We start from the raw sequence: 11,488 nt of genomic DNA, 5'->3' as shown, positions 1-11,488 counted from the left end.
TCCCCTACATACCCGGTATTGCTACTGGTGGGAGTAGGTATACCGAGTATCAGGCCACGCCGTCAAGCATCAGGCGTGGACGACGCCTGCGGTGGAGCCCGACACCTCGCTCGAGGGCTGGGCAGTGCCGAGCGGGAGGTGGTGGGGCGCTGCCGGGCGACGGAGCAGGCGCTGGCTGGCGAGGGAGAGGAGCAGCGCACCGGCCGCCGCGGACACGGTCACGGCGAACGCCGCCGTGTGTCCGTGGTCGTCGGCGAGGCGACCTGCGAGCGCCGACCCGACGGCATAGCCGAGGCCGGTCGCCGCGGCGAGCAGGGTCATCGCCGTGCCGACCTTCGCCGCGGGAGCGCTGCGCTCGCCCATGGTGAAGTTGCTGATCATGTAGGGCGCCACGACGAAGCCGAGGACCAGCACCACGAGGACCAGGGAGCGGAGCGAGTCGACCGCGAGGAGCGGCAGCGAGAGGACGAGCAGGCCCCCGGCAGCGACGAGCATGCGCAGGGGGAAGCCGAACCGTTCGGGCACCCCGGCGATCGCCAGCCCGGCGGCGACGCTGCCGACGCCCAGCACCGCGTGGACGAGGCCGGCGATCCCGGCGTGCCCGACAGAGGTGGCCAGGACGCTCGTCCCCGTCTGCACCGAGCCGAAGAACGCCCCGATCAGCCCCTGGGCGAGCATGAGGACCACCAGCGTCGCGCTCAGGACCCGGACCCGCGGCTGGCCGGTGCGACGCGGCGCCCGGGCGAGCTCGGCCGTCGGGTGCACGGCGAACGCGCACCCGAAGACCACGAGCAGGACGGTCGCGACGACCAGGCCGGCGCCGGGGTCGGCGACGAGCACGAGCAGGCCCAGCAGGGCCGGCCCGAGGACGAAGGTGGCCTCGTCGGCGGCGCCCTCGTAGGAGAAGGCCGCCTCGACCAGGCGCGGCTGCCGGGCCCCGCTGTTCCGGGTGATGGGGCGCCACCGCACCCGGGCGAGCGGGCCGATCTGGGGCAGGAACGCACCGCTGAGGCCGGCCGTCGCCGCGAGGACGCCGCCCGATGCGTCGCGGTGGGCCAGCACGACGAGGGCGAGCAGCCCGAGTCCGCCGAGCACGGACTGCACCAGCACGACCGGCCGCTGGCCGATGCGGTCGGACAGGACGGCGGCGACGGGTGAGCAGAGGGCGTTGGCCACGGCCAGCGCGCCGGCGGCGAGGCCCCCCGCGGCATACGAACCGGTCGTGCCGGACACGAGCAGGAGGGCGCCCATCTGGCTCATGGCCAGGGGAAGTCGTCCGACGAACGCGATGACGACGTAGAGGGGTCCGGCGAGGCGGAGCAGGTGGCGGTAGGAGGCGATCGGTGACACGGGGTTCTCGTCCTGGTTCTCTGGCCGCCGGTGCCGGGGCACGGCGGACGGGCGTGCGCCGAACCCACCTCCGAGGCGCACAGGAACCCTGAACATTCCGGGCGACTACCGCAGGCGGACCTCAGGTCGACCGCACCGGACAGGTCAAGTCTACCGGCGAGCGGGACCTGCCCGGGACGTCAGCCGGCGAGCAGCACCGCGGCGAGAGCGACGGCTCCCGGGAGTGCCTGCACGAGCAGGATCCGGCGGCTCGCGGTGGCTGCGCCGTAGAGCCCGGCGACGACGACGCAGACGAGGAAGAACACGCGGAAGGCGAACCGGTGGTCGGCCGGTCCGACGAGCCCCCAGAGGAGGCCGGCGGCGAGGAACCCGTTGTACAGCCCCTGGTTGGCGGCGAGCGCCCTGGTGGACTCGGCGAACTCCTGGGTCAGCCCGAAGGCGGCCCGTCCCCGCGGGGTCGTCCACAGCACCATCTCGAGGACGACGATGTAGACGTGGATGGCCGCCACGAGGGCGACGAGGACGACGGCGACGGTGCTCACCCCCGCAGCGTGGCAGGTGCGCCCGCCCGCTGTCAGGAGGACACCGTCAGGACGGCGCTGTCCGGACGGCGCTGTCCGGACGGCACCATCAGGAGGCACCGTCAGGAGGCCACCGTCAGGGGGTGAGGAGGATCTTGCCGATGTGGCCGCTCTCCTCGAGCTCGCGGTGGGCGGACGGCGCGTCGGCGAGGGCGTGCCGCGAGTGGATGACGGGACGGACCCGGCCGGACTCGATGAGCGGCCAGACGTGCTCACGGACCGCCGCGACGATGGTGGCCTTCTCGTCAGCAGGACGGGCCCGCAACGAGGTCGCGATGACGGCGGCGCGCTTGCGCAGCATCAGGCCGAGGTCGAGCTCCGCCTTCGTGCCACCCTGGAGCCCGATCACGACGAGGCGACCGTTGGTGGCGAGGGCCTCGACGTTGCGGGCGAGGTACTTGGCCCCCATGTTGTCGAGGATGACGTCGGCGCCGGCGCCACCGGTGGCCGCGCGCACCTCCTCGACGAAGTCCTGCTCGCGGTAGTTGACGAGGACCTCGGCGCCGAGCTCGCGGCAGGCTTCCAGCTTCGCGGCCGAACCGGCCGTGACGATGACCCTGGCACCGACCTCCCGGGCCAGCTGGATGGCCATGGTGCCGATGCCGGAGGACCCCCCGTGGACGAGCAGGGTCTGCCCGGGCAGCAGGTTGGCGGTCATGAAGACGTTGCTCCACACCGTGTTGACGACCTCGGGCAGTGCCGCGGCGTCCTCGAGGGAGACGCCTGCCGGCACCGGGAGCAGCTGGCCGGACGGGACGCACACCAGCTCGGCGTACCCACCCCCGGACAGCAGGGCGCACACCTCGTCACCGACGGCCCAGCCCGTGACGTCCTCACCGACGGCGTCGACCGTGCCGCTGACCTCCAGGCCGGGGTAGGCGGAGGCGCCGGGCGGCGGGTCGTAGTGGCCCATCCGCTGCATCACGTCGGCGCGGTTCACGCCGGCGGCCGCGACCCGGACGCGCACCTCGCCGGCAGCGGGCTGGGGGTCGGGGACCTCGGCGAGGACGAGGGCGTCCGCGTCGCCGGGAGTGGGGAGGGTGATGGCCTTCATGGCTCGAGCCTAGGCCGGACGACGGCGGCTGCCCGGTCGAGGTCCTCGGGGGTGTCGACGTCGAGCGCGCTGGGGTCCTCCAGCGGCACCGCGACCGACCGCAGTCCGTCGAGCAGGCGCATCAGGGGGGTGCCCGCCGCGGGCGTGGGGACCGCTGCCCGCAGGGCCGAGGTCCGGTATGCCGCGAGCAACGGTTGCAGCCGCCCGTCGCCGTCACGACCGACCACCGCCTCGAGCTCCGGTTCGGCCCCGAGGGCTGCGGCGAGTCCGGGGGCCGGCGCCGCGGCATACGGCATGTCGCCACCCAGCACGACGACGAGGTCGGTGGCGACGTGGGGGAGGGCGGCGGCGAGCCCGGCGACGGGGCCGCCACCGGGCGGCGTCTCGCGGCACCAGGCGACGACCCTGTGGGTGGATCTGGCGCTGCCCACGCAGATGACCCGCCAGTCGGGAGGCAGCCCGTCCAGGACGTGGTCGAGCACGGTCGTCCCGCCGAGGACGGCCTGGGTCTTGTCGCCACCGAAGCGTGCGCCGGCGCCACCGCAGAGGACGACGGCGGTCAGCGGGGTGGGGGCGGCAGTGGGGTCGGTCACCGGCTCATTGTGGGTCCACCGGCCGGTGCGCGGCTCGTCCACCGCCCGGTGGACGCGCTCGGGGTGCCCCTGCGGCCAGACTGGTCGCATGGAGAACAGCCGGGGGAACCGCAACCAGACCTACCTCAACATCGCCTGGGCACTGACGCTCGTGCTCGTCATCTGGGCGATCGTCGTGGGAAACACCGACGTCCCGTCGTGGACGGTCGCGATCCCGGCCGTCGTCACCGGCTTCTGGTGGGCGTTCGGCCGTGGCGTCGTCGGGGGCGAGGTGCCCGAGGGCCGCAACCGGGAACGCAACCGCGGCCGCTAGCGGGTCCCGGGCGACTGCCGGGGACCACCGCCCGGCCGGCTGGGGGCGGCTGGAGCCGACTGGGGCCGTGGCCAGCGCCGGCGCGTCGGTCAGCCTGCGGCGTTGGGCTTGCGGGCCGGGCAGACGTTCGTCGCCACGTACTCGAAGTGCCACCACTCGTTGTCGTAGGCCCGGCAGACGCCGTACTCCGCGCCGTGCTCCTCGAGCCAGGCTGCGACGTTCTCGGGCCGCACGTCCACGGCATACCCCTTGACGTGGGCCGAGGCCAGAGGTGGCAGGACCCACTTGGTCGCCTCGGCGCGTGAGCCGTACTTCGTGACCGCACGGTCGAAGAGCACCTGCTGGTAGCGCTCGCTGCGCCACGCCGACTTGATCTGGGGCGACAGCCCGGCTGCCCGCGCCCCGGCGAACGCCGACGTGAAGGCCTTGGCGGCGGCGGGCTGCATGTTCGTGGTGCCGGGGACCGGTGCCGACAGGGCGATGCTCTTGGTGGGGGCGGGGATCCGGTCCGTGACCACCGGGGCGAATCCCTCTGCAGAGACGTCCTGCGCCGTGGTGGCGGGGGCCGGTGCGGTGGCCCGGGGCGGGGCCGACGTCGCGCCGGACGCGTGGACCGGAGCGGGGGTGTCGCCACGGGTGACCGCGTACGCGGCGGCGCCGGAGACGGCCACCAGCGTGAGGAGGACGACGACGGTCCGACGCAGCCGGGCGCGACGACGCTCGGACATGGGTCTGCTCCCCGCCACCGAACTCACCCCCTCGTCAGCTCCACGATCCCTCGGGCCGAGTGTGCCAGCAGGAGAGCCGAACTCAGCGGACCCCGCCGATCCGTGCCGTCAGCGTCGCGGCCACCCGGCCCACCGCGGCCACGAGGCGCGCGCGCTCCACCGCGTCGACCTCGTCCCGCGGGAAGGTCAGGGCGACCCCCGCCACGGGGTGGCCGGTGTGGTCGAGCACGGCCCTCGCGACCGAGGACAGGCCGGCGCTGACGGAGTCGTCCTCGACGGCGTACCCGCGGGTGCGGACGGTGGTGAGCTCACGCCGCAGCTCGCTCACCGTCGTGGGCCCGTGGCCGTCGCGCTGGACGAGGGCGTCACGGTGCGGGAAGAGCGCGCGGACCTGCGCGGCGGGCAGCTCGGCCAGCATGGCGAGGCCGCTCGCGGTGAGCGGTGCGGGGAGCCGCACCCCCACGTCCGTGACGAGCAGGGGGCGTCCTGGGGCACGCTCCTCGATGACGTAGAGGACGTCACGGCCGTGCAGCACGGCGAGGTGCGCGTTGTGGGTGGTGGTGTCGACGAGCCGGCCGAGCAGGGGACGGGCGATGCGCTGCAACGGCGCCTGTCGCTGGTAGGCGGACCCGAGCTCGAACGCCGCGACGCCCAGCCCGTACCGGCGCTCCTCCTCGAGGTGCGTGACGAAGCCGTGGTCCCGCAGCACCGCGAGCAGGTGGTAGGTGGTGGACCTGGGCAGTCCGAGCTCACGGGCGATCGCCCCGGCGGGGAGCGGTTCGGTATGGCGCGCCAGCAGGGTGAGGAGCTCGAGGGTGTGCCGGGCGGCGGGGGCGTTGGCCACGCGTCACGCGCCCCAGCGGTACCGGCGTTCGGGGCGACCGGCGGAGCCGTACCGCAAGGAGACCTCGGCCTGGCCGATGCTGCAGAAGTACTCGAGGTAGCGGCGCGCGCTGACCCGGCTCACGCCGACGAGCTCGGCCGCCTCGGTCGCGGACAGGTTGCCGTCGGCGTCGCGCAGGGCCTCCTCGACGAGCGTCGCCGTCTGCGGGCTCATCCCCTTGGGCAGCGCTGCGGCGGGTGCGCTCCCGCCGCGGGACAGCACCCGGTCGATGTCCTCCTGGCCGCGCACCTGGGCGGCGGCGAGCGCATCACGCTGCGCCGCATACCTTTCCAGTCGTTCCCGGAGGTCCTCGAAGCCGAAGGGCTTGAGCACGTAGTCGACCACGCCCTGGCGCAGGGCGCCCCGGACGGAGTCGGCCTCCTTCGCCGCGGTGATGACCATGACGTCGCAGTCGTGCCCGGCGCTGCGCAGCTCGGCGAGCACGTCGAGGCCGAAGGTGTCGGGCAGGTAGAGGTCGAGCAGCACGAGGTCGGGCGTGAGCCGGGCCGCCGCGGCGACGGCATCCGCGCCGGTGTGGCACGTACCCACGACCTCGAATCCCTCGACGCGGGAGACGAACCCGGTGTGGACACGGGCCACCATGAAGTCGTCGTCGACGACCAGGACCCGGATCACCGGTGCGCCTCTGCGCGGGTGTCCTCGTGGGCCTCGGCCGGGTTGCCGGTTCCCGCTGGGGCGACCGGGGTGATGCCGAGGTGGGCGACGAACATCGCACCGCCGCCCTCGCTCGTCCCGAGCTGCACCTCACCGCCGCGACGCTGGCAGACGAGCCGGGTCAGGGCGAGGCCGATGCCGCGGTCGCCCGACGTGGCTGCCTTGGTGGTGAAGCCGTTGGCGAAGACCTCCTGGGCGACCTCGGGCGGGATGCCGGGGCCGGAGTCGCTCACGACGACCTGGACGCTCGAGGCGTCCTGTCGGATCTCGACCTCCACCCACTGGCCCGGGCCTCCGCCGCTCACGGCGTCGATGGCGTTGTCGACGAGGTTGCCCACCACCGTCGCGACATCCGCGGAGTCGTCGGCCTCGAGCCGGTCCAGCGAGGTCTCCTCGGACACCCGCAGGTCGGCCCGCCGCTCGGACGCCAGGGACGCCTTGGCCATGAGGAGCGCGGAGACGGCAGGGTCGCGTACGCGGCTGTTGACGAGCAGGTCGAGGGACTGGCGGCGTTCCGTCACCGCGTCGACGTAGCGCACGACCTCGTCGTACTCGCCGAGCTGGATCAGCCCGCTGATGGTGTGCAGCTGGTTGGCGAACTCGTGGGTCTGCGCCCGCAGCAGCTGGGTGGTGCTGCGGAACGACCCCAGCTCGCGCTCGAGGTCGGCCAGGGCGGTCCGGTCCCGCAACGTCGTCACCGTCCCCAGGTGCCGGCCGTCGCGGGTGACGCGCATGCGGTTCATGACCAGCACGCGGCCGCGCCGGATCACGACCTCGTCGCGCGGGTCCTCGTCGCCGCCGTCCCCGCTGCGGTCGCCGTCGGGGCCGGTGCCCGTGAGGACGTCGAGGAGGCGCCCCTCGACGCGCAGGTCCCGCAGGCTCATCCCCGCCGCGTGCTCGGGCAGGTCGAGGAGGCGCCGGGCCACGTCGTTGACCAAGGTGATCCGGTCGTGCGGGTCGAGCGCCAGCACACCCTCGGCGATGCCGTACAGGAGCGCCTCACGGTGCTCGGCCAGGCCGGTGATCTCGTGCGGTTCGAGGCCGAGCGTCTGTCGTTTGATGCGGCGGGCGAGCAGCCACGACCCGGCCACGCCGAGGAGCAGGGCGATGCCGAGGTAGGTGAGCAGGTAGGACGAGGCGCCGCGCAGGCGTTCCCAGATCGACGGGAAGTCCTCGGCGATCATCACGGTGCCGAGGTGCTCCCCGTAGTGGCCCTCGGCCACGCTGAGGACCGGCACCTGGCTGACGAGCATGCGGTCGCCGTCGATGTCCATGGTCCCGGACCAGCTCGCCCCGACACCGACAGAACGGGCTCCGAGCGGCAGCGGCCGGGTCTCGAGCGACGGGTCGGTGGAGACCCGCACCTTCTCGTCCTCGTCGGCGATGGTCACGGCCGTGACCCGGGACTGGGTGACCGTCTGGAGGGCGAGCGTGGCCAGCCCGGTGCGCTGCTCGGGGAGGCTGAGGTTGAACAGGACGAGAGGGTTGGTGGCCAGCTGCTCGGCGAGGGCCGACACCCGGCGCCCCTCCACGCGGTTGAACGTCGCCTGGGACTGGGCCAGGGACACCGCGCCGACACTGACCAGGACGACCGCGATGATGCCCAGCTGGAGGAAGAGCAGCTGCCCGGCCAACGTCCGTCGGCGCAGTGCACGCATGACCACTATGAACTCAACCTTCTCTGGTGACACAAGGGCGACGTAGGACGTACCGGACGAGCACGATCATCCCGCTCGACCCCTTCCACGCGAAAGAGGCCTCAACGATGAGAGCTCGATACACCGGTCTGGTTGCCGCGGTAGCCATGGCCTCCACCCTGCTCGTCTCCGCCTGCGGCGCCACCGCCAAGCAGGGCGACGACACCGCAGCCGGCGCGACCGGTGCGGCCGACGGCAAGCCGGCCAGCGGCCTGCAGCTCATGGTCCCGAACTCCCCCGGCGGCGGTTACGACACCACGGCCCGCACGGCGGCCAAGGTCCTGGAGTCCGACAAGATCACCAACTCGGTGCAGGTGTTCAACCTCCCGGGTGCCGGTGGCACGGTGGGCCTGCAGCGCGTGGTCAACGAGAAGGGCAACGGCAAGCTGGCCATGCAGATGGGCCTGGGTGTCGTGGGCGCGGCCTACACGCAGAAGTCGAAGGCGACCCTGAACGACACCACGCCGATCGCCAAGCTGATCGAGGAGGCCGGCGCCATCGTCGTGCCGAAGGACTCGCCCTACAAGGACATCAACCAGCTCGTGGCCGCCTGGAAGGCCGACCCCAAGAAGCTCGCCGTGGGTGGCGGCTCCTCGCCGGGCGGTCCCGACCACCTGCTCCCGATGCAGCTGGCCAAGGCGGTCGGCATCGACCCCAAGTCCGTCAGCTACGTGTCCTACGACGGTGGCGGCGAGCTCCTCCCGGCCCTGCTGGGCAACAAGATCGCCTTCGGTGCCAGTGGTTTCGGTGAGTTCCTCGACCAGGTCGAGGCCGGAGAGGTGCGGGTGCTCGCGGTGACCAGCGAGCAGCCGATCGACGCCCTCAAGGACGTCAAGACGCTCAAGGACCAGGGCATCGACCTCGTCTTCACGAACTGGCGCGGAATCGTGGCGCCCCCCGGCATCTCCGACGCCGACAAGCAGGTCTGGATCAACGCCCTGACGAAGATGCACGGCTCGAAGGCCTGGAAGGACGAGGAGGCCAAGCGCGGCTGGACCGACGCGTTCGAGACCGGTGACGAGTTCGGCACCTTCCTCAAGGAGCAGGACACCCAGGTCGCCGACATCCTCAAGGAACTGGGCCTCGCATGAGCCAGCAGCACCCCGAGACGACGGTCGACACCAGCGCTGCCGGCGCTGTCGACGGCACGGGACACGGGACGAAGGACCGCGCGCAGTACGGACTGTGCGCCGGCCTCGGCCTGCTCGGTGCCTACGTCCTGTTCGACGCCAGCCGCATCGGCGCCGTGGCGAGCAGCAACGACCCGGTGGGCCCCAAGCCCATGCCGATCCTGCTCGGGGTGCTGCTGATCATCGTCGCCGTCCTGTATGCCGTGGACGTCGCCCGCGGGGGCGCCGGTGAGGCGGAGGAGGGTGAGGACATCGACCTGGAGACCAGCGTCGACTGGCGCACCATCGGCCTGCTCATCGGCGCCTTCGCGGTCAACGCCGTGCTCATCGAGCCGCTGGGCTGGGTGATCAGCGGGGCCCTGCTCTTCTGGGGCTCCGCGTTCGCGCTCGGCAACCGCCACCACGTCCGCGGTCTCGCGGCCGGGGTGGCGCTCTCGCTCATCACCTTCTACGCCTTCGCGATCGGCCTCGGCGTCAACCTGCCCGCGGGCATCCTGCAGGGAATCCTCTGATGGACAACATCAACAGCCTCATCGGGGGCTTCGGCGACGTCCTGTCGCCGATGAACCTCCTCATCGCCCTGCTCGGCGTCACCGTCGGCACGGCCGTCGGCGTGCTGCCCGGCATCGGACCGGCCATGACGGTCGCGCTCCTCCTGCCGATCACCTACGGCCTCGAGCCGGTCCAGGGACTGATCCTGTTCGCGGGCATCTTCTACGGCGGCATGTACGGCGGGTCGACCACCTCGATCCTGCTCAACACCCCGGGAGAGTCCTCGTCGGTCGTCACCGCCATCGAGGGCAACAAGATGGCCAAGGCGGGCCGGGCCGCCCAGGCGCTCGCCACCTCGGCCATCGGCTCCTTCGTCGCCGGCACCATCGGCACGCTCGGCATCGTCTTCCTCATGCCGCAGGTCGTGAAGTTCGCGATCAGCCTCGGCGCGCCGGAGTACCTCGCGATCATCCTGCTCACCTTCACCGGTGTGACCGCGGTGCTCGGCGCCTCACGGATCCGTGGGATGGCGGCTCTGCTCGTCGGCCTGACGATCGGCGTCGTCGGCATCGACTTCGTCACCGGACAGCAGCGCCTCACCGGTGGCCTGCCGCAGCTGGCGGACGGCATCGACGTGGTCGTGGTGGCCGTCGGCATCTTCGCGGTCGGCGAGGCCCTGTGGGTCGCCGCCCACCTGCGCCGCAAGGCCGGCTCGGTCATCCCCGTCGGGCGTCCCTGGATGGGCCGCGACGACTGGCGCCGCTCCTGGAAGCCGTGGCTGCGCGGCACCGCTCTCGGCTTCCCGTTCGGCGCACTCCCCGCGGGTGGTGCGGAGATCCCGACCCTGCTCTCCTACACCGCGGAGAAGAAGCTCACCAAGCACCCGGAGGAGTTCGGGCACGGCGCCATCGAGGGCGTCGCCGGACCCGAGGCAGCCAACAACGCCTCTGCCGCAGGCACGCTCGTGCCGATGCTCGCGCTGGGCCTGCCGACCAACGCCACCGCGGCGATCATGCTCGCGGCGCTGCAGGGCTGGGGCATCGAGCCCGGACCGCTGCTCCTCACCAAGGAGCCGGCCCTCGTCTGGGCCCTCATCGCCAGCCTCTTCGTCGGCAATCTCATGCTGCTGCTGCTCAACCTGCCGCTGGCACCGGCGTGGGCGAAGCTGCTCCAGATCCCGCGCCCCTACCTCTACGCCGGCATCCTCTTCTTCGCCTCCATGGGTGCGTATGCCGTCAACTCCCAGCCGTTCGACCTGTGGCTGCTGCTCGTGCTGGGCCTGATCGGGTTCGCGATGCGGCGCTTCGGTCTCCCGGTCCTGCCGCTCATCGTCGGCGTCATCCTGGGGCCGCTCGTCGAGCGCCAGGGGCGTCGCGCCCTGCAGCTCACGGGTGGCGACCTCTCCGGTCTCATCGGTGGTCCGGTCGCGTGGTTCTGCTACGCGCTCATCGTCATCGCGATCGCCTGGCCGTTGGTCAGCCTGGTCCGCGGTCGCCGTGGCCGTCGAGGCCCCGGGGGCGGCGACGCCGGGGGCGACGGGCCCGAACCGCTCACCAACGCCCGCGCCGGACACAGCTTCAACTCCTCGGAGGCCTGACATGACTGTTCTCGTGGGCTTCGTGCCCAACGCCCTCGGCGAGGCGGCGCTCACCGCGTCCGTCGCCGAGGCTCGCCGCCGCGGCGAGCGGCTGCTTGTCGTCAACATGTCCCGCGACGACGTCCTGGTGGACGCCCGCCGCGCCGGCCAGGACCAGCTCGACCGGGTCCGCCGTGACCTCGACGAGCTGGACCTCGAGTTCGAGGTGCGCCAGATCGCCGAGGGTGGCGACGCGGCCGAGGTGCTGCTCGACGTGTCGGAGCAGGAGGAGGTGTCGGTCATCGTCATCGGCCTGCGCCACCGCACCCCGGTCGGCAAGCTGCTCCTGGGCTCGGCGGCACAGCGGATCCTGCTCGACGCGCACTGCCCCGTCCTCGCGGTCAAGGCAGGCTGAG

13 protein-coding genes are annotated in these 11,488 nt (G+C 72.5%); 5 read left to right on the top strand and 8 right to left on the bottom strand.

Annotation, left to right across the window (positions count from 1 at the left end; translation table 11 throughout):
• Positions 1 to 69: 69 nt before the first annotated feature.
• The 4 genes from ASC58_RS11420 to ASC58_RS11405 all read right to left on the bottom strand — a co-directional run bounded on the left by ASC58_RS11420 (position 70) and on the right by ASC58_RS11405 (position 3,578).
• Positions 70 to 1,350 (bottom strand): MFS transporter, encoded by a 1,281-nt coding sequence (locus tag ASC58_RS11420; RefSeq protein WP_200947811.1) that lies wholly within the window; start codon positions 1,348 to 1,350, stop codon positions 70 to 72.
• A 179-nt stretch (positions 1,351 to 1,529) separates the two neighbouring features.
• Positions 1,530 to 1,892 (bottom strand): DUF1304 domain-containing protein, encoded by a 363-nt coding sequence (locus ASC58_RS11415; protein ID WP_056919383.1) that lies wholly within the window; start codon positions 1,890 to 1,892, stop codon positions 1,530 to 1,532.
• A 115-nt stretch (positions 1,893 to 2,007) separates the two neighbouring features.
• Positions 2,008 to 2,985 carry an NAD(P)H-quinone oxidoreductase gene (locus ASC58_RS11410; protein WP_056916221.1) on the bottom strand — a complete coding sequence of 326 codons (978 nt, stop codon included), beginning with the start codon at positions 2,983 to 2,985 and terminating at the stop codon, positions 2,008 to 2,010.
• Positions 2,982 to 3,578 (bottom strand): molybdenum cofactor guanylyltransferase, encoded by a 597-nt coding sequence (locus tag ASC58_RS11405; RefSeq protein ID WP_056916222.1) that lies wholly within the window; start codon positions 3,576 to 3,578, stop codon positions 2,982 to 2,984. Before ASC58_RS11405 ends, ASC58_RS11410 begins: the two co-directional genes overlap by 4 nt.
• 88 nt (positions 3,579 to 3,666) lie before the next feature.
• On the opposite strand from ASC58_RS11405, the gene ASC58_RS11400 reads away from it, so the two are divergent.
• Positions 3,667 to 3,891 carry a hypothetical protein gene (locus tag ASC58_RS11400; protein WP_056916223.1) on the top strand — a complete coding sequence of 75 codons (225 nt, stop codon included), beginning with the start codon at positions 3,667 to 3,669 and terminating at the stop codon, positions 3,889 to 3,891.
• An 89-nt stretch (positions 3,892 to 3,980) separates the two neighbouring features.
• Here ASC58_RS11400 and ASC58_RS11395 read toward each other — a convergent pair whose 3' ends face one another.
• The 4 genes from ASC58_RS11395 to ASC58_RS11380 form a co-directional block, all read right to left on the bottom strand.
• Entirely contained in the window at positions 3,981 to 4,619 is a 639-nt protein-coding gene (locus ASC58_RS11395; protein ID WP_056916224.1) for a D-alanyl-D-alanine carboxypeptidase family protein, read from the bottom strand.
• Positions 4,620 to 4,701: 82 nt separating this feature from the next.
• Positions 4,702 to 5,463: an IclR family transcriptional regulator gene (locus ASC58_RS11390; RefSeq protein WP_056919382.1), complete on the bottom strand. Its 762-nt coding sequence runs from the start codon at positions 5,461 to 5,463 to the stop codon at positions 4,702 to 4,704.
• A gap of 3 nt (positions 5,464 to 5,466) precedes the next feature.
• A complete protein-coding gene (locus tag ASC58_RS11385) occupies positions 5,467 to 6,138 on the bottom strand; it encodes a response regulator (protein ID WP_056919381.1) in 672 nt (223 codons plus the stop codon).
• Entirely contained in the window at positions 6,135 to 7,835 is a 1,701-nt protein-coding gene (locus ASC58_RS11380) for an ATP-binding protein (protein WP_056919559.1), read from the bottom strand. Before ASC58_RS11380 ends, ASC58_RS11385 begins: the two co-directional genes overlap by 4 nt.
• A gap of 107 nt (positions 7,836 to 7,942) precedes the next feature.
• Here ASC58_RS11380 and ASC58_RS11375 point away from each other — a divergent pair, with 107 nt between their 5' ends.
• From ASC58_RS11375 to ASC58_RS11360, 4 genes are read left to right on the top strand one after another with little or no spacing between them, the layout of a single operon-like run.
• The gene (locus ASC58_RS11375) at positions 7,943 to 8,965 is read left to right on the top strand and encodes a tripartite tricarboxylate transporter substrate binding protein (RefSeq protein WP_056919380.1); all 1,023 of its coding nucleotides are present in this window, start codon (positions 7,943 to 7,945) and stop codon (positions 8,963 to 8,965) included.
• Positions 8,962 to 9,516: a tripartite tricarboxylate transporter TctB family protein gene (locus ASC58_RS11370; RefSeq protein WP_082553217.1), complete on the top strand. Its 555-nt coding sequence runs from the start codon at positions 8,962 to 8,964 to the stop codon at positions 9,514 to 9,516. The genes ASC58_RS11375 and ASC58_RS11370 overlap by 4 nt, the downstream gene beginning before the upstream one ends.
• A complete protein-coding gene (locus tag ASC58_RS11365; protein WP_056916228.1) occupies positions 9,516 to 11,093 on the top strand; it encodes a tripartite tricarboxylate transporter permease in 1,578 nt (525 codons plus the stop codon). Before ASC58_RS11370 ends, ASC58_RS11365 begins: the two co-directional genes overlap by 1 nt.
• Position 11,094: 1 nt before the next feature.
• The gene (locus ASC58_RS11360) at positions 11,095 to 11,487 is read left to right on the top strand and encodes a universal stress protein (RefSeq protein WP_056916229.1); all 393 of its coding nucleotides are present in this window, start codon (positions 11,095 to 11,097) and stop codon (positions 11,485 to 11,487) included.
• The last annotated feature ends 1 nt before the right edge of the window (position 11,488 follow it).

The organism is Phycicoccus sp. Root101 (assembly GCF_001426245.1).
Classification (GTDB): Bacteria; Actinomycetota; Actinomycetes; order Actinomycetales; family Dermatophilaceae; genus Pedococcus.
Note: the sequence above shows the minus strand (reverse complement) of the source record. Positions and strands in the feature narration are given on the sequence as shown.